The organism is Aeromonas simiae (genome assembly GCF_014892695.1).
GTDB lineage: Bacteria > Pseudomonadota > Gammaproteobacteria > Enterobacterales > Aeromonadaceae > Aeromonas > Aeromonas simiae.
Genome location: NZ_CP040449.1, coordinates 2,564,719 through 2,582,546 on the forward strand (window position 1 = coordinate 2,564,719; position 17,828 = coordinate 2,582,546).

Below are 17,828 nucleotides of genomic sequence, written 5' to 3' on the forward strand. Positions count from 1 at the left end.
CCTTACACCATGTCGTCTTGCTTGAAGGAGTTGGTGGCGCGGAACTGCCACAGGGCGATGCCGACCACGAAGATAGAGAGCAGGATGGTGATGCTCGCCGCGATCGCGTACTGGGACGACGACATGGTCAGCTTGTAGATCCAAGAGACCAGGATGTCGGTGCCGCCGGCGTTGGAGCCCGCCACCGCAGGGCCGCCGTTGTTAAACAGGTAGATGATGTTGAAGTTGTTGAAGTTGAAGGTGTACTGGGTGATCAGGATCGGCGCGATCGAGTAGAGCACCAGGGGCAGCGTGATGGTGGTCAACTTGTGCCAGGTGCTGGCCCCGTCGATGGTGGCCGCCTCGTAGAGATCATCTGGAATGGCCTGCAACACCCCCGTGGTCATGGCGAAGACGAACGGGAAGCCGAGCCAAGTCTGCATCAGGATGAGGGCCGTCTTGGTCCAGAACGGGTCGGTCATCCACGCCTTGGGCTCGATGCCAAGCGCCGCCAGGATGCCGTTGTTGATGACACCGAAGGTCTCGTTGAACATGCCGGCAAACACCAGGATGGTGACAAAGCCGGGCACCGCCCACGGCAGGATCAAAATGGTGCGGATCAGCGCCTTGAAACGCAGATCCTTCTGGTTGACCAGGATCGCCAGCAGCACTCCGACCGCGCATTGCAGCGTGGTGGCGATCAGGGTCCAGATCACGGTCCACTGCAACACGTCGAGCAGGGTCGAGCGCCACAGATCGAGCTTGAAGATGTTGATGAAGTTCTTCATCCCCACCCAGTCCACCAGCTTGGCCGGCGGGGTGTGGTAGAGGTCGTAGTTGGTGAAGGCGATGGAGAAGCCAAAGATGATGGGGAACACCACCACGAACACCAGCAAGATGAAGCCTGGGGTGATCATCAGGTAGGGGAACCCTTCGCTCAGCAGCAACTGGTATTGCTTGCGTACGCTGGTCAACGCCACGCCGCGATCGCGGCGCTCGCCGTTGACGTAGGCATCGCGCAGGCTCCAGTAGTAGAAGGCGCCGCCAAACCCGGCCACCAGCACGCTGATGACCCCTTTGGCCAAGAGGAAGACTGAGTTATCCCGCGGCAACTCGGTGCCGAGGGTGAACAGGCCCCAAAAGCCCTGGGACAGGAAGTCACGGAACACGCCGAAGAAGCAGGCCATGACGATGAAAAACAGGGTGCCCTTGACCCACTGCCGGTTATACCACTGGCCGAGCCCCGGGATCAGCGAGAGCAGGGCGGCGACCTTGGCGTGATGGGTTCTTGTACCGATCTGGGCGAACGCGCCGGAATCGACAACCACAATGTACCTCCTTTCCATGAAGAGCCCGGGCGGCGACCGTCGCCGCCCGGCCCGGATCGGGCCTGCGCCCGCCGTTCGTTATTGCTGTGCGTGATTGACTTCGATCTGCATGTTGATGTTCTTGACCGCCCCTTCCAGCGCCGCCTTCACCTCCTGCTTGCCGGTGACGCCGAGTTGCAGTGCGCTGTTGGCCGGGGTCCACACCTCCTGCATCTCGGGCACGCTCGGCATCGGGGTGGCAAAGCCGGCCTGGATAGCCACAGCGCGGGACTTCTCGTCATCCTTGATGAGCGGATCGTCGATCAGGGCCTTGAGCGGCGGGATCTCGCCGGTCTTCTGGAAGCGGATCTTGGCGTACTCGGGCTGGTTGATGAACTCGATAAACTGCTGCGCCAGCTCTTTGTGCTTGGAGTAGGTGGAGATGCTGTAGCCCTTCACCCCGAGGAAGGAGCGCATGTGCTCCCCATTGGGCAGGGTCGGCAGCGGGGCCACACCGTAGTTCACGCCGGCATCCTTGTAAGGCTGGAACGACCAGGGGCCGGTGATGACGGCGGCGGCCTTCTTCTCGGTGAACAGGGAGTCGATGGCATTGGCGCCGGTCTCACCGACGATCCCGGCCGGGAACAGCCCCTCGGCGTAGAAGCGCTTGAGGAAGCTGACCGCGTCGATCGCCCCCTGATTGGCGAGCCCCACGTCCTTGACGTTGAGCGAGCCGTTGGGGTTCTGGCCGAAAACATAACCGCCCATGGCCGCCACCACGCCGTAGGCGTAGTAGATCTCGTCAAACTTGGCGAGCAGGCCGTATTTGTTCTCGCCGCGCAGGGTCTGGGAAGCCTTGATCAGCTCGTCGAAGCTCTCCGGCGCCTTGGGCAGCAGATCCTTGTTGTAGACCATGACGATGGTCTCGACCGCCTTGGGCAGGCCGTAGAGCTTGCCCTCATAGGTCTGGGCGTCCACTGCCGGCTTGGTGAAACCGGCCAGGTAGTCGGCGCCCGGCGTGATCTCGCTGATGAGCCCCTGCACCACGGCGGTGCCGACCTGATCGTGCGGCAGCACCAGCACATCCGGGCCGATGCCAGCCGGGCCGTCTAGGCGCAGCTTCTCGATCTGCTGGGCATAGGGGGTTTCGAGGATCTTCACCTTGACCTGGTACTTGGCCTCGAATGCCTTGACCGCCTCCTCGATGCCGTTCGACTTCTTGATGTCTTCCCACACCAGCAGTTCGCCGTCGGCGGCGTGGGCCACCTGGCCCCACCCCATCACGCCCAGAGAAAACAACATTGCAGCGGTCAATTTATTGATTTTCATATGATTTCCTTGTCCTTAATTCAGGTGAAAACAGGTATTCGCGGCGACGGTAGTCAGTCTGGTATTGCGATCTCATCAAGCCGGTGTAACTCACGGCGCTTTTTACCGGTTCAGGTGTAACCAAACTCACCGCTCTCGTTACCACCGAACCGGCCAGAAAACACAGCCGCACACTACTCGTTATCTAACACACTGATAAATAACTGGTTAAATCCCATACATCACATCTGAGGCTATCGGCTCGCGTTTTACTTTTTCACCAGATGTGCCCTAGAAAGCATTACAGAGCAGAGAAAAAGGTAACGATTACACCGAGTAGCTCCACGGTAAGCGGTGCTTGCACAGCCTGCTAGTAGCACGTGCCAAGGCTGTGATCTCATGCACAAAAGAAATCGCACTTTGTGCAAACGGTTACACATGACTGATATAGTCACCCCATAGCCACAGGGTGAAACGGTGTGTGACGCCCTCTTCCTCCCAGGGCAACGCAGCCGCAGCAGGGGGCATGGCCACCTCGCGAAATTGCAGCTAATGCATTTACTATCAAGGAGTTACAGCTCATGGCGAGTATCAGATTGAACAATGTGGTCAAGCGTTTTGGCAGCAACGTGACCCTGCACAACGTCAACCTGGACGTGGAAGACGGCGAGTTCACCGTCTTCGTCGGCCCCTCCGGTTGCGGCAAGTCCACCCTGCTGCGCATGATCGCCGGCCTTGAGGAGATCTCGGATGGCCACATCGCCATCGACGAGCAGGTGGTCAACGACGTGGCGCCGGCCCATCGCGGTGTGGCCATGGTGTTCCAGTCCTATGCCCTTTACCCCCACATGACGGTGGCCGAGAACATGGGCTACGGCCTGCGGGTCAACGGTGTAGCGAAAGAGGAGATAGCCCACCAGGTCAGCATGGTGGCCAAGACGCTGCAACTCTCCCACCTGCTCGATCGCAAGCCCAAGCAGCTCTCCGGCGGTCAGCGCCAGCGGGTGGCCATCGGCCGTGCCATCGTGCGCAATCCCAAGGTGTTTCTGTTTGACGAACCGCTCTCCAACCTCGATGCCGAGCTGCGCGTCGAGATGCGCCTGCACATCGCCAAGCTGCACCAGGAGCTTAAGACCACCATGATCTACGTGACCCACGATCAGGTGGAGGCCATGACCCTGGCCGACAAGATAGTGGTGATGAACTACGGCAAGGTGGAGCAGGTCGGCTCGCCGATGGATCTCTACTACAAGCCGTGCAACCGCTTCGTGGCCGGCTTTATCGGCTCACCCAAGATGAACTTCCTGCCGGCCAGCGTGCTGGCGTGGAGCCCGGAGCAGATCCGGGTCAGGGTCGCCGGCCAGCAGGAGCTAAGCCTGCCCATCGCCACCGAGCAGCTCGAGCCGGGCAGCGAGATCAGCCTCGGCCTGCGCCCGGAGCATGTGATACCGGGGGGAGATGGAGTCCACCTCGCTTTCACCTGCGAGGTGGTGGAGCGGCTGGGCAACAGCACCTACCTGTTCGGTCAATGCTGCGGCACCGACGGCTTCAAGCTGCTGCTGGCGGGGGACGGTGAGTTTCACCCCTACCAGAGGATGGATGTCTTCTTCGCCCCGCAAAACTGCCTGGTTTTCAACGCCGAAGGGATCAGAATAAGCCGCTGAACGCGGCCACTTGCATGCTCTGATCCACCTTGCCCCCGCCCAGTCGGGGGCTTTTTTTATCCGGGAGCCGGCGGCGCAAAGTGAGAGCAGGCTCGCAACCCTGCACAAATCCTGTACAAGGGGGGCGAAAAGGAGTGTAAAAGATTCACAAAAAAGTGAAACGTTACACTTAAATATCCACTCAGGTATTCATTTATATCAATACCGAGCATCAAAGAAAACATAACAAACTGATATTAATTGAATTATCGCTTTTACCATCAGCTAAAGCTGGCTTGAATGGACGTGTAATCGATATCACATTTAGGCACCCGCCGCTGGCACAGGGCTTTGCCAGTGGCGAGGTGGAACCACCCGGCCTGGGGGTCACGGCTGCCGCCGTATCACCTGAGCGGCGCGGCAACCACGGCAAGGCCCGTATTCGCGATGACAAACAGGATGCCCTGACCGGGCAGGCACAGCCCCGTGACCACCGCCGCCTTTACCACGGCCGTTGGCGCTGGCCCGCCGCCCAGCAGAGCGCCTGATCACACCACAAAGAGGAGACACCATGCTCAAGAAGACACTGCTGCTGACCACCCTCATCGCCTGCCTCCAACCGGCGCTGGCCAAGGATGAGGACCCCATGGCCCGCCCGCTGTTCCTGCGCGGCGAGATGAACAACTGGGAGGCGCCGGCCGCCCAGCAACTGGCTCAACAGGGGGAGCTACTGACGGTACAGGTAGCGCTACAAGCGAGCCACGGCGCCTACAAGTTCAAGATCGCCGACGAGAAGTGGAAGGCCGACACCACCTATGGCCAGTTCGATCCCAGCGCCAAGGTCGAGGCGGGCAAGCCGGTCGTGGTCAAAGCCGGCTGGCAGTGGAGCGACATGAAATTCACCCCACCCAGCGACGGCCAGTACCGCATCACCCTGGATCGCCGCGATCCCCAGCACATCCAGGTCACCGTCTCCCCCGTCGGTTGATCCCAGGGCCGCCGTCAGGCGGCCCCAGCCTCAGCCTGGATGGCGCCGCCACGCGACGTCATCCAGGCGCGGGACTGCCTCCCTGTCGCCACCCTACACACATCCAGACAGGAGATAACAAAGATGAAGAAGAATCTGCTTACCACCCTGCTGCTTGGCAGCGCCCTGCTCTTTCACGGCCAGGGAGAGGCCATGGTCAAAGGCGCGGACGTCAGTTGGCTGACCCAGATGGAGCAGGCCGGCTACAAGTTCTATAACGATGCCGGCCAGCAGCAAGATCTGTTCAAGACTCTGAAAGAGCACGGCATGAATACCATCCGGCTGCGGGTCTGGGTCAATCCTGCCGATGGCTGGAACAACATCAATGACGTCATCGCTAAAGCCAAGCGGGCCAAGGCGGCCGGTTTCGATCTGCTGATCGACTTTCACTACAGCGACAGTTGGGCCGATCCGGGCAAGCAGACCAAGCCGGCGGCCTGGCAGAGCTACACCTTCGAGCAACTGATGTCGAACGTCTGGTGGCACACCTATAACTCCCTCATCGCCCTGAAAAATGCCGGCATCACCCCCAAGTGGGTGCAGGTCGGCAACGAGACCAACAACGGCATGTTGTGGGAAGAGGGACGCGCCTCGGCCAACATGAAGAACTTTGCCTGGCTCATCAACAGCGGCTATGACGCGGTCAAGGCGGTCGACGGCAACATCAAGGTGATCGTCCACCTCGCCAACTGCGAGAACAACAGCCTCTATCGCTGGATGTTTGACGGCCTTAAGAACAACGGGGCCAAGTGGGACGTGATTGGCGCCTCCATCTACCCGAGCCAGAGCGGCAACGGCGACTGGTTCACCCTCGATAACCTCTGCTACGACAACCTCGCCGACATGGTCAATCGCTACGGCAAGGAGGTGATGATCGTCGAGGTGGGCATGCCGTGGGATGATCCGAAAAACAGCTACGACACCATTGCCGACCTGCTCAACAAGATGAAGTGGATCCCCAATGGCAAGGGGCTTGGCGTGCTCTATTGGGAGCCGCAGAGCCACAAGAGTTGGCAGGGCTACAGCCTGGGTCTGATGGACAACAGCGGCAAGCCCACTTATGCGCTGGATGCCTTCCTGTTGCAATAAGCGTGTAACGTTACACAGGCGTGGCCCAGGCCGCGCCTTTTTCATTTACCCATCGCCAGTTGCCCATGAAAAAGGGAGCCCGTTTGGGCTCCCTTCGAGGTCACTCGGCGGGGGTTACCACCAGGCTTCGGCCTGCACACCGAAGTTCCAGGTGCTGTTGTCGGTGTTGCCGTTAAAAGTGGTGTCATAGTCACCGTCGTTCTTCAGATAAGAGGCGTAGACACGGATCTCGGGGCGGGCCCAGAAGCTGGCACCGGCCGACCAGGCCTGCGCCAGGGTGTACTTCTGACCCGACTCCTTGTAGGTGCTGCCCGAGGTGTAGGAGTGCTTCTCCTTGAAGGCGCCGGCCTCCACTATGGTCTTGGTGTAGTCGGTCCAGGCGTAATGGCCGCGGGCCACGGCGGAGAAGAGCTTGGTGTTGTCGATGTCGCTGTTCGGGGCGTAGTCGTCGGCGCGGCCATAGGTCAGCACATAGTTGAGCATGACGCGATCGCCAAACGGCAAATCGGCGGTGTTGATGAAGCGGTAGCCCTTGGCATCGCTGTTGTCCCCGCTCCACACGTCATACCAGCCGCCCCCCTGATCGACCATGTTCTTGGCCAGCCCCTTGTTGGCGTACTGGCCCACTATCTTCTGGGAGATCTTGCTGTCGGCGAAGAAGTGGCTCAGCTCGGCGGTCAGCATCAGGCTGTTTTCAAACTGGTCGTAAGTGCCGGAGGCCTTCTGGGCATCGGTCTCGTTGGCCAGGGCATAGTCGGCACCGAACTCGGTCCAGGCCCCCTGCCACGGGCTCCAGCCGGCGTAGCGCAGATCCAGGTAGTTGACGTTGAGCTCGTCGCCATCGTTACGGATCCAGGCGGCGGAGATGGTGCCGGGGCCCGCCTTGAGGTTCTCGAGGCCGGCGCCAGCCCCGGAGATGTTCCAGTACTTGGTGTCGATGATGTGCAAGTCATGGCGCTGGTAGTAACGCTTGCCAGCCCACAGCACCGCATCCGGGTTGGAGGAGATGAGCCCCTTGGCCTTCACATTGAACTGGCGCAGGGCGAAGGTGGCGTCTTCTGAACAGCTCTTGCTGTCGAAGTTACAGGCCGCCTGGGTGCTCTCCCAATCGTTGGAGCCATCGCTGTTCATGCTGAACATGCTGTCGACGTAGAAGCTCTTACCATCCTTGTTGTAAACCTCTTGGCCAACACCGACTTCGGTGTAGGTGTCGGCCTCGTTGCCGAGACGACCGAGGCGAGAGATCTTCCAGCTCTGGGTGTCGCCATCTTGGGACACGCCGACGCCGGAACGGAAATAGCCAGTGAAATCAACCGCATGGGAAGAAGCAGCCGTCATGGCAAGGGCCATGGCGATGGACGTGGTCAGCAGTTTCTGTTTCATCATTATTCCTTTACTCCACTGTTGCGTTGTAGTTGTCAGGTCACACGGGCCAGTCCATTGGGAAAACGTTATCACTAGCCGAGGCGATTATAGAGAGAGGATGACAACAACTGACATGATGAAACTCACAAAACAGTGAAAATTACACTAATTAGTGCGTTACCATTACACTAAAAAACCATGACAAATAAAAATATGCTTATTATTCATTGCGTTATATCACAGCGCTAAATTGTAACCGATATCACAAAAACAGAGAGGGCTGCCGACGGCAGCCCTCTCTGTTTGGGAGGAAGGGGGAGGAGAGATTAAGGCAGGGAGCGAACCGAGTGACGACGCACCAGGGTCGGGCTGAACATATGGGTGGTCGGCGGCAGCTCAGCCCCGGTCGAGAGGGCAATGGCAAGCTCGGCCGCCTGGGTCGCCATCGCCACCACCGGATAGCGCACCGTGGTCAGGCGAGGCCGCAGGTAACGGGAGATGAGCACATCATCAAAGCCGATAAGGGAGAGCTCTTGGGGCACCTCAATCCCATTGTCACTCAGCACAGAGAGGGCGCCGGCAGCCATCGGATCGTTGTAACAGACCACGGCCGTCATCTGGCTGCCACGACTGAGCAACTCGGTCATGGCGGCCTCGCCCCCCTCTTCATCCGGGCTGGCACGGGCAATGAGCCGCTCGTCCGGGGTGATCCCATGTTCGGTCAAGGCATCGAGGTAACCCTGCTGGCGATCGTGGGAGTCTGAAATGAGGTGGTTGGAGCAGAGAAAACCGATCTTGCGGTGCCCTTCGTGGATCAGATGGCGGGTCGCCAGCCAGGCGCCGTAACGATCGTCGAGCGCCACACAGCGGGACTCATAACCCGGCAGGATCCGGTTGATGAGCACCATGCCCGGCACATACTCCATCATCTGAATAAGCTCCGCGTCGGGCAGCATCTTGGCATGCACCACCAATCCGGAGCAGCGATGGCGGATCAACTGCTCGATCACCAGCTTCTCCTTGTTGGCATCGTGGTAACCGTTACCAATTAACAGGAATTTGCCGGACGCCTGCGCCACCTGCTCCACCGCCTTGACCATGGTGCCAAAAAAGGGATCGGATACGTCGGCCACCACTAGCCCCAGCGTCTCGGTGCTCTGGTGGGCCAGGGCGCGGGCATTAGCGTTGGGGTGATAGTTGAGCTCGCCCATGGCTTTTAGCACCAGCTCACGGGAGGTCTGGCTTGCCTTGGGGGAGTTGTTGATGACACGAGAGACGGTGGCAACAGATACACCGGCCATACGGGCTACATCTTTGATGGTGGCCATAAATACTGATCCCCGGGATACGGCGCCGCCGATGGCGCGTTAAATGGGGCGATATTACCCTTTATTTCCCATCAAGACACGGACTTGTCACACTCGTTGCCACCCTCTGTGCCGTTTTGGGATATTTCCCGCCACCTTGGCGAAGAATGGTGGTAATCGCTACCACAGGCGCCAGAAGGTGCGCCGCGCGCCTTCTGCATCCCACCACGCCATGCCGGCGCAGGCCAAGCCCTCAGCGTTGAGAGCCGCCACATCCCTCGCGCCGGCCCAGCTAATGAAAAAGGGCCCGAAGGCCCTTTTCATCTCACCTTATCTCAGCGCTTCAAACTTCCCAGCACCTGCATCTCGCAGCGTACGCAGTCAAAGCGCAGGCGGAAGGTATCCTTGCCCATCTTGAGTTCAAGCGGCTCGGGTTTTATCTCGGGATGCTGCTTGTGACATAGGTTCTGGCTGTAGCGGATGCAGTGCTTGGTGATCATCAAGACCGCCTCCCCCTGCTCCTGACCGGCCTCAAAGGCGGGCGCCACGCGCCCCACCCCATGCTCCTGAAAGAAGGCCACCGCCGCCTGATTGAGCGCATTGCCGAGGTAGTTGAGTCGCTTGGCAGGATAGACCGCCTCTTTGAGTGCCACCCGCCGCGCCGGACGCTTCCAACCCGCGATGCGCGCCGCATCGAGCCGCTCTGCCGCCTCCCGGCGCAGGCCGTTGAGCAGTCCTGCCGGCACAAACCGTGGCAGATCCCACTCAATTTCGACGGCGCGGGCGACGAAGATGGTGCTCCCCAGCTTGGCGAGCTGATCGCGCACCTGTTGCTGCGCCCGCTCCGGATTGTCGGCGGCGGCAAACTGACCGGCCGCCTCACAGGTCACGCAAAAGCCCTGCTCGTCGGTCACCCGCAAACTGAGCGTGTCCGGCGTCACGCTCAGATGCAGATCGAGATCGATGCGCCGCTCACTGCTCTTTTTCTCGAGCAACCGGCTGAAAGCCTGATCATGGTTGCGATAGAGCAGGCTGCCGGCCTTGAGGCCACGCACTGGCTCATTAAAGCGCAGCTCGCCCCCGCTCACCTCGTTCACCCGCGCCCCCACCAGCTCCCCTCTGGGGTTGAAAAAAGCCACCCCGTCGCCGTTGTTGACCGTGATGCCGTTGCCAAGCTCGATGCCACTGCGGGTCACCCGCTTGACCTGACCAAGCGGCTCACCGAGGGATTTCGGGCTGTCGGGCGAGCCGATATCGGCGTGACGATCGTGCAGGAAGTAGTCAGTGCTGCCGCGGTTGAAGCTCTTTTTCGGGTTTGGCGTGAAGGCGTGGGTGCAGCGCCCGGCCGAGGCCCGCGCCAACTCAGGGCGCCGCGCCATGATGGCGTCGAGCTGCTGGCGATACCAGGCGGTGACGTTTTTCACATAGCCAAGATCCTTGAGGCGCCCCTCTATCTTGAACGAGCGCACCCCGGCATCGATCAGCGCCTCTAGGTTGTCGCTCTGATCCATGTCTTTCAGGGACAACAGGTGCTTGTCGGCCACCAAGACCTCGCCACCCGGCTTTTGCAGGGTGCAAGGCAGGCGGCAGAGCTGGGCACACTCGCCCCGGTTAGCGCTGCGGCCGGTGCGGGCATAGCTGATGTTGCACTGGCCGCTGTAGGAGACACACAGGGCGCCGTGGATGAAGCACTCGATCTGCACGCTGGTAGTGGCGCAGATAGCGCGGATCTGCTCGAGCGACAGCTCGCGCGCCAGCACCACCTGAGAAAAGCCGACCTCTTCGAGGAACTTCACCTTCTCCGGCGTGCGGTTATCGATCTGAGTGCTGGCGTGCAGGGCGATCGGCGGCAGATCGCAGCGCAACAACCCGAGATCCTGCACGATCAGCGCGTCGGCCCCCGCCTCGTAGATTTGATGGGCCATGCGGCTCGCCCCTTCCAGCTCGTGGTCATAGAGCAAGGTGTTGCAGGCGACGAACACCTGAGCGCCGAAGCGGTGGGCATGGCGGGCGAGCGCCTCGATATCGGCCACCGAGTTGCCGGCGGCGCTGCGGGCGCCGAAGGCGGGCCCGCCGATATAGACGGCATCGGCGCCGTGATTGATGGCTTCAATGCCGTACTCCAGCGTCTTGGCCGGAGCAAGCAACTCGAGTCGCTGGCTGTGCATGAATGGGATAACCATAAAAAAACGGGGCTGGCAGTCTAGCCCCTGCCGCCCCCGCTTGCCTTGATCCTGCTTAAGTTCAGGGGTCAAAGATGCCTTGCAAAGGCATCTTACATCACCACCTTGACCGCCAGCCCGAGCAGCACCAGACCGCTCGCCTTGTTGATGAGGCTCGCCCTGCGGTGCAGCCAAGCCAGCACGGGGCCGTGGGAGAGGCCGAGGGCCACCAGCACATACCACAGGGCATCGATACCGCCAGCAGTGAGCATCATGATCCCCCCCTCGCGCCAGCCGGTGTCCTGATGCACAAACTGGCTAAAGAGCGCCACGAAGAAGATGGCGAGCTGGGGATTGAGAAACGCCACCATGAAGCCCTCCAGCGCACCGCGCCGGGAGCCGCCCCTGTGCTCCTGTGCCTCGGCTGGGCCGGCGTTGGCCAGCAGCGCCTTAACCCCGAGCCAGGCGAGAAACGCGGCCCCGCCATAGCGGATCACGTCAAACAATAGCGGCGTTCTGGTGATCAGGATGGCCAGCCCCATGGCGGTGATGAGGGCATAAAGACCGACCCCGGCCCCATGGCCAAGCGCCGTCGCCACCCCGTTGCCGCGTCCGCCACCGACCGTGTTGCGGATGATGAGTGCCAGGCTCGGCCCTGGGCTGACCGCCCCCATGATACAAATGGCGGCGAGGGCCAACCAACTACTCCACTCCATGCGCTTACTCTCCGCTATCGTTCCTATCTGGTGTGGGCCATAGCCTAGATCGCACCAAAGTATTCTAAAAATGAAAGCAATGAATATACACCATGCCCATTTGCTATAGCTCTATGCCAAGCTGCTGCCGGCTGGCGGCGACCCCCTGTTGCAGGTGTCCGCTGAGGATCGGCCAGGCGAGATCGCGCAACCAGCGGTGGGCCGGGTCTTGATGGTGACGCTGGTGCCATAGCAGGTGATAGTGCTGCTCGCGGGTGGCAAACGGCAGGGCCGCAAAGCAGAGGGGATGGCGCTCGGCCAGCAGCCAAGCGATGTGGGCCGGGGTGGTGAGCAGGCAGTCGGTGCGCAGCAAGATCTCCAGCGCCGCCTGAAAGAAAGGCACATGGGCAAACCAGCGCCGCTGGCGGCCGAGGGGGGCGAGCACCTGCTCAACCGGACTGTCCTTGTCACCGCCGCCACTCACTTGCAGGTGCGGCCAGGCCAGATACCCCTCCAGGGTGAGCGGCTGCCCCGCCAGCGGATGATGCGCCCCCATCAGCACCACCAGATGATCGCTGCCCTGCTGGCGCCCATGGATCAGCGCCGGCACCTCATCGGTGATGGTGGAGACCAGATCGAGATCGAGCTCCCATAGCCTCGGCAACTGGTGCTTGTCCCACAACTGATAATCGATGGCTGCCAGCGGCGCCTGCTCGGCCAGCGCCTTGCAGATATCCGGCAATATGTGCTGGGCCACGTAGTCGGAGGAGGCAAAGCGAAACACCCTGCGGCACTCGGCCGGGGCAAAAGCGGGCGGGGCGTAGAGCCGCTCGAGGGCCGACAGGGAGCCCCCCAACTGGCCGGCCAACTGCTCGGCTCGGGCGGTGAGCAGCCAGCGCTGCCCCTCACGCACCAGCAACTCATCACCGAACTCGCGCCTCAACTGAGCCAACTGCTTGCTGATGGAAGGTTGGCTCAGGTGCAGCAGCTCGGCGGCGCGACTGACGTTGCGCGTTTCCAGCAACACCTTGAGGGTCGGCAGCAGGTTGAGATTGGGCATGGCAACTCCGGCGAGACAGGATGCGTCACAGACTATCAGCTCAGCAGCGGGCCATGAAGTAGTCAGCCGGCCCACCTTTTGGCATAATCGGGCGATTTTCCGCCCACGGAAGACCCCCTCATCCCTGGGCCCACCCATCACAAGCGGTATTTCGATGACTTACGCCACTATTACCGGCTGGGGCAAGTGTCTCCCGCCCGCCGTGCTGACCAACGACGATCTCAGCACCATCATGGAAACGTCTGACGAGTGGATCTATCCACGCACGGGCATCAAGGCGCGCCGGGTCTCCCACGTCAGCCAGAGCGAGCTGGCCACCCTGGCGGCTCGCCGCGCCCTGGCCTGCGCCGGCCTCGAGGCCAGCGAACTTGACGCCATCATTCTGGCCACCGCCACCCCGGGCACCCTGGTGCCGAACAGCGCCTCTGCTGTGCAACAGGCGTTGGGCGCCCACCGCGCCGCCGTATTCGATCTCAACGCCGCCTGCACCGGCTTCGTCTACTCGCTGACGGTCGCCACTTCGCTGATCCAGAGCGGCATGATGAAGAAGATCCTGGTGATCGGCGCCGAGCGCCTCACTTATCTGCTCGATTGGGCGCGCCGCGACACCGCCGTGCTGTTTGGTGACGGTGCCGGGGCCGTGGTGGTCGAGGCAAGCGACGTCGAGTCGGGGCTGATTGCCAGCAAGCTCGGCAGCGACAGCGAGGCTCGCGAGATCCTGCACGTACCGAACTTTGGCTCGGATCGCGAGCGCTTCAACGACACCGACGGTCACTATATCTTCAACTTCGAAGGGCAGGAGATCTTCAAGCGGGCCGTGCGTGGCATGGGTGAGGCCACCGCCACCGTGCTGGCCCAGGCTGGCATCACTCCCGAGCAGATCGATCTGCTGGTGCCCCACCAGGCCAACGTGCGCATCATTGAGTTCCTCGCCAAGCGCATGAACGCCGACATGGACAAGGTGATGGTCAACATCGAGCAGTACGGCAACACCTCGGCCGCCACCGTGCCCATCGCCCTGTGCGAAGCGCTCGAGCAAGGCCGCGTCAAGCCCGGCAGCTATCTGCTGACGGCCGCCTTCGGCGCCGGCCTCACCTGGGGTGCAGGCCTCATCAAGTGGGGCGAGCGGGTCACTCCGCTGGCTAGCTGTGATGACGAGCTGCCGCCCTGCGAGGCGAGTGCGCTCGATCTCATCCGCGCGGCAGTCGAGGGGTGCAAGGCCGCCCCCGCCAACCAGGCGTAACCGCCACTCACTATCAGGCCCCGCATGCGGGGCCTGATAGTTTTTAGTGTTTGCGGTGCCAGCGCGGCGAGCTGCTGCGCTCACCCCAAGGGGTGACACAGGGCAGATGCGCCCCCTCGATCACCCTGTCGCTGCTGCTCAGCCACTGCCCTATCCCCTGATGAAGCACCTTGAGCGCCTCCTGCGGGGTCTGCTGGGCCAGCTCGTGGCCAGCGGCAAAGTAGTCAGCCGGATAGAGGTGGGCGAAACGCTGCACCAGATCGTAGGTGGTGAACTGCTCGGGCATACGCTCGACCACATCCCCAAGGCGGGAGAACAGGGAAGACAGTTCCATCATAATACTTATCTCCTTATAGGTATTTTTTAGCACCTTAACGTCATGATGCCGCACTGCCAACCCCCCTGAGCCCACTTCTGTGCCCCACTCCCCATTTCTGCCCTCATCCCCCCCTCCCCCTCTTTACAAGTCGCGGCCCGGCACGTTAGCGTGCCAACACCTGACAATGCCCATGCCACTATCGAGAGCCGCCATGGATCAGGCCTATTCAACGATGCCCGACCCCCTCTTATCACAGCTTGAGAGCCAGCGCTCCGCCTTCCTGGCTCGGCCATTGCCCTCCCATGGCGAGCGTAGCGCTGCCCTCGCCAGCCTCAAGCGAGCACTGCTGCGCGAGCGCGCGGCCCTGTGCGATGCCCTGGCCGCCGACTATGGCCGGCGCAGCCCCTATGACACGCTGATCGCCGACCTCTTGCCCTGTATCCGCCAGATTGGCTACACCCGGCGCCATCTCAAACGCTGGATGGCGCCGAGCCGCCGTCGCCCCGGCCTGCTGCTTCACCCGGCCTCACTGCGGGTGCACTACCAGCCGCTCGGGGTGGTGGGCATCATGGTGCCGTGGAACTTCCCGGTGATGCTCGCCATCGGCCCACTCATCACGGCGCTGGCCGCCGGCAACCGGGCCATGCTCAAGCTCTCCGAGTTCACTCCTGCCACCAATGCCGTGCTGCGCCGCCTGCTGGCAAGCTGCTTTACCGAAGAGGAGGTCGCCGTGGTGGAAGGGGGTCCCGAGGTGGCGGCGCGCTTTAGCGCCCTGCCGTTTGATCACCTGTTTTTTACTGGCTCAACCGCCATCGGACGCCAGGTGATGGCGGCGGCGAGCCAGCACCTCACCCCAGTGACCCTCGAGCTGGGGGGGAAATCCCCCTGCCTCATCGCCCCGGATATCCCGCTTGAGTTCGCCATCGACCGGCTCCTCTATGGCAAGTGCTTGAATGCCGGACAGATCTGCGTCGCCCCCGACTATGTGCTGCTGCCCCGTGGCCAGGAGGAGGCCTTCGCCACTGCCTTCCAGCGCGCCTTCGCCCGCCGCTACCCCAAGGGGCTCGCCAGTGCTGACTTCACCTCTGTGGTAAGCGCTGCCCACTACCACCGCCTGACCGGCTGGCTGGCGCAGGCCAGCGCCGACGGGGCCCGAGTCATCCCTGCCTGCGAGCCGGCTCGCGATGACGCCGCCCACCGGCTGGCCCCCCATCTGCTATGGGGCCTGCCCGAGCAGAGCCCCGTGATGCAGCAGGAGATCTTCGGCCCCTTGCTGCCGCTCATTGCTTACGACTCGCTGGATGAGGCGCTCGCCTATATCCGCGCGCGGCCCCGCCCGCTCGCCTGCTACCTGATGAGCCTCGATGCAGCCGTGCAGGCGCGAGTCATCAAGGAGGTGCATGCCGGCGGCATGGCCATCAACGATACCGTCTTCCAAGTGGCCGCCGACGATGCCCCGTTCGGCGGGATCGGCCCCTCCGGCATGGGCCACTACCACGGCCATGAAGGGTTTCTCACCCTCTCCAAGGCCAAGACGGTGCTGCGCCGTGGCCGCTGGTCGAGCGGCGCCCTGATCCAGCCCCCTTACGGCTGGCGCCAGCGCCTGCTGCTCTGGCTGTTGCTGCGCTAGGCATGCGGATACGCCCTGTGCCCCAACGCATCCGCCTGCGCGCCCTCGCCCTGCTGCTGTGGGGCCTGGGGCGATTGCTGCGCCGCGCCGCGCGAGTCGATCCGCTCATCCATGCCGAGCTGGCCCCGCTCCCCGTCGGCTTTTGCCTGCAACTGGGTTGCCTCGGCCTGACACGCCCGCTCATCTTGCACAAACAGGCGCAGGGGTGGAGCACGGCCCCGGCCACCGCCACCCTGCGCCTGACCTTCAAGCACCCGGATGTGGCGCTGCGGGTGCTCGGTTTTCGCCTCGGCATCAATGCCAGCTTCTGCGAGGGACGGCTCAGCACCGAAGGGGATCTGGTGGCCGCCATGCACTGGGTGCGCGCCCTTGAGGCGCTGCAAGCCGTGCTGCTGCCCCCCAGGTTCGCCCGCCCGCTGCTGCGCGACTACCGGCGCCCGCCCCGACAACTCAGGCGGGCACTGACCATCCTCGCTGGCCTGCTTCTCCCTTAAGGAGCCCCCATGACCACGCCCCGCTATTACGAGTTCTTCTGCCCGGTCAAGCTGCTGGTCGGGCAACAGGCCATCGAGCAGCTGCCGGCGGCCTTGGCGGCGCTCGGTGCCACGCGGCCGCTGCTGCTCACCGACCCCGGCATCGTAGCCAGCGGGCTGGCCAAGATGGTGGGGGAGCAGCTCGCTGCGGGCGTGATGACCCCTGCCGCCATTGAGGATCAGATCCCGCCCGACTCCTCCACCGCCGTAGTGGAGCGGATCGCCGAGCGCTACCGCGCCCTCGGTTGCGACGCCCTCATTGCCCTGGGCGGGGGTTCGGTCATCGACACCGCCAAGGCGGTCAACATCCTGGTCTCGATGGGGGGAGCGCGCCTGCTCGATTGGGCTGGCGCCGATCTGCTGACCCGGCCGCTCGCACCGCTCGCCGTGCTGCCCACCACGGCCGGCACCGGCTCGGAAGTGACCCAAGTGGCGGTCATTCGCGACGAAGGCAGTGGCCGCAAGGTGCCCTTCACCTCGCCTTTCCTGCTGCCCAACCTGGCGGTGCTCGATGCCCGCCTCACCCAGACGCTGCCGCTGCCCATCAGCGCTGCCACGGCGATGGATGCCATGACCCACGCCATCGAGGCGCTCATCAGCAACGCCGCCAACCCGCTCAGCAGTGCGCTTGCCCTGCTGGCGGTGGAGAAAATCGCCGCCGCCCTGCCCTTACTGCCCGAGCACCCGAGCGATCCTGGGCTGCGCCTCGCCCTGGCCGAGGGGGCCACCTTGGCCGGCATGGCCTTCTCCAACGCCATGGTGGGGCTGGTGCACGCCCTTGGCCACAGTCTGGGAGCCCACTGCCACCTGCCCCATGGCCTGTGCATGAACCTGTTTCTGCCGGTGGCGCTGGCCTATCAGCGCCCGCAGATCGACGACGAGCTGGCCCGCCTGCTGCTGCCACTGGCGGGAGCCGATGCCTATGCCGCCTGCCCGTCAGCGGCTCGGGCCGACGCCACCATGGCCTGCTTGCAACACCTGCGCGATCAACTGTGGCAACAGGCCGCCCTGCCGCGCACCCTGCGCGAGGCGGGCCTAAGCGATCGCGCCCCACTCGCGGCGGTGGCCCACCTCGCCCACAACGACGGCGCCCTGCTTTACTGCCGCAAGGCGCCGGATCGGGACACCCTGCTCCACTTGCTCGAACAGGCCTGGTAAACC

16 protein-coding genes are annotated in these 17,828 nt (G+C 62.6%); 8 read left to right on the forward strand and 8 right to left on the reverse strand.

Going from position 1 to position 17,828, the window contains the following annotated elements; all coding sequences use genetic code 11:
- Positions 1 to 2: 2 nt before the first annotated feature.
- Together FE240_RS12005 and FE240_RS12010 are read right to left on the reverse strand one after the other, a co-directional pair.
- Positions 3 to 1,307 (reverse strand): carbohydrate ABC transporter permease, encoded by a 1,305-nt coding sequence (locus FE240_RS12005; protein ID WP_193001209.1) that lies wholly within the window; start codon positions 1,305 to 1,307, stop codon positions 3 to 5.
- Between the two features lie 78 nt (positions 1,308 to 1,385).
- Complete coding sequence (locus tag FE240_RS12010) at positions 1,386 to 2,615, reverse strand: extracellular solute-binding protein (protein ID WP_193001211.1); 1,230 nt, start codon at positions 2,613 to 2,615, stop codon at positions 1,386 to 1,388.
- A 560-nt stretch (positions 2,616 to 3,175) separates the two neighbouring features.
- Between FE240_RS12010 and FE240_RS12015 the strand changes: the two genes are divergently transcribed.
- The 4 genes from FE240_RS12015 (at position 3,176) to FE240_RS12030 (ending at position 6,353) form a co-directional block, all read left to right on the forward strand.
- Positions 3,176 to 4,258 carry an ABC transporter ATP-binding protein gene (locus FE240_RS12015; protein ID WP_193001212.1) on the forward strand — a complete coding sequence of 361 codons (1,083 nt, stop codon included), beginning with the start codon at positions 3,176 to 3,178 and terminating at the stop codon, positions 4,256 to 4,258.
- Between the two features lie 344 nt (positions 4,259 to 4,602).
- A complete protein-coding gene (locus tag FE240_RS12020) occupies positions 4,603 to 4,785 on the forward strand; it encodes a hypothetical protein (RefSeq protein ID WP_193001213.1) in 183 nt (60 codons plus the stop codon).
- 23 nt (positions 4,786 to 4,808) lie between these two features.
- Positions 4,809 to 5,225, forward strand: coding sequence for a hypothetical protein (locus tag FE240_RS12025; protein ID WP_193001214.1), 417 nt, complete (start codon positions 4,809 to 4,811; stop codon positions 5,223 to 5,225).
- 123 nt (positions 5,226 to 5,348) lie between these two features.
- The gene (locus tag FE240_RS12030) at positions 5,349 to 6,353 is read left to right on the forward strand and encodes a glycoside hydrolase family 53 protein (RefSeq protein WP_193001215.1); all 1,005 of its coding nucleotides are present in this window, start codon (positions 5,349 to 5,351) and stop codon (positions 6,351 to 6,353) included.
- A gap of 114 nt (positions 6,354 to 6,467) precedes the next feature.
- Here the strand turns inward: FE240_RS12030 and FE240_RS12035 are convergent, their stop codons facing one another.
- The 5 genes from FE240_RS12035 to FE240_RS12055 form a co-directional block, all read right to left on the reverse strand.
- Positions 6,468 to 7,736 carry a maltoporin gene (locus FE240_RS12035; protein WP_193001216.1) on the reverse strand — a complete coding sequence of 423 codons (1,269 nt, stop codon included), beginning with the start codon at positions 7,734 to 7,736 and terminating at the stop codon, positions 6,468 to 6,470.
- A 308-nt stretch (positions 7,737 to 8,044) separates the two neighbouring features.
- The gene (gene galR / locus FE240_RS12040; protein ID WP_042049061.1) at positions 8,045 to 9,046 is read right to left on the reverse strand and encodes an HTH-type transcriptional regulator GalR; all 1,002 of its coding nucleotides are present in this window, start codon (positions 9,044 to 9,046) and stop codon (positions 8,045 to 8,047) included.
- 314 nt (positions 9,047 to 9,360) lie between these two features.
- Entirely contained in the window at positions 9,361 to 11,193 is a 1,833-nt protein-coding gene (locus tag FE240_RS12045) for a peptidase U32 family protein (protein ID WP_226798803.1), read from the reverse strand.
- Between the two features lie 107 nt (positions 11,194 to 11,300).
- Positions 11,301 to 11,903, reverse strand: coding sequence for a LysE family translocator (locus FE240_RS12050; protein WP_193001218.1), 603 nt, complete (start codon positions 11,901 to 11,903; stop codon positions 11,301 to 11,303).
- A 103-nt stretch (positions 11,904 to 12,006) separates the two neighbouring features.
- Positions 12,007 to 12,942: a LysR family transcriptional regulator gene (locus FE240_RS12055; protein WP_193001219.1), complete on the reverse strand. Its 936-nt coding sequence runs from the start codon at positions 12,940 to 12,942 to the stop codon at positions 12,007 to 12,009.
- A gap of 154 nt (positions 12,943 to 13,096) precedes the next feature.
- Between FE240_RS12055 and FE240_RS12060 the strand changes: the two genes are divergently transcribed.
- A complete protein-coding gene (locus FE240_RS12060) occupies positions 13,097 to 14,185 on the forward strand; it encodes a ketoacyl-ACP synthase III (RefSeq protein ID WP_193001222.1) in 1,089 nt (362 codons plus the stop codon).
- A gap of 43 nt (positions 14,186 to 14,228) precedes the next feature.
- Here FE240_RS12060 and FE240_RS12065 read toward each other — a convergent pair whose 3' ends face one another.
- A complete protein-coding gene (locus tag FE240_RS12065) occupies positions 14,229 to 14,525 on the reverse strand; it encodes a hypothetical protein (RefSeq protein WP_193004543.1) in 297 nt (98 codons plus the stop codon).
- 211 nt (positions 14,526 to 14,736) lie between these two features.
- Between FE240_RS12065 and FE240_RS12070 the strand changes: the two genes are divergently transcribed.
- Genes FE240_RS12070 through FE240_RS12080 form a run of 3 tightly spaced genes read left to right on the forward strand, consistent with a single transcriptional unit; the run spans position 14,737 to position 17,825 of the window.
- On the forward strand, positions 14,737 to 16,134 hold the full coding sequence (locus tag FE240_RS12070) for a coniferyl aldehyde dehydrogenase (RefSeq protein ID WP_226798805.1): 1,398 nt from the start codon (positions 14,737 to 14,739) through the stop codon (positions 16,132 to 16,134).
- A gap of 17 nt (positions 16,135 to 16,151) precedes the next feature.
- On the forward strand, positions 16,152 to 16,628 hold the full coding sequence (locus tag FE240_RS12075; RefSeq protein ID WP_226798807.1) for a hypothetical protein: 477 nt from the start codon (positions 16,152 to 16,154) through the stop codon (positions 16,626 to 16,628).
- A 9-nt stretch (positions 16,629 to 16,637) separates the two neighbouring features.
- On the forward strand, positions 16,638 to 17,825 hold the full coding sequence (locus FE240_RS12080) for an iron-containing alcohol dehydrogenase (RefSeq protein WP_193001225.1): 1,188 nt from the start codon (positions 16,638 to 16,640) through the stop codon (positions 17,823 to 17,825).
- Positions 17,826 to 17,828: the final 3 nt, after the last annotated feature.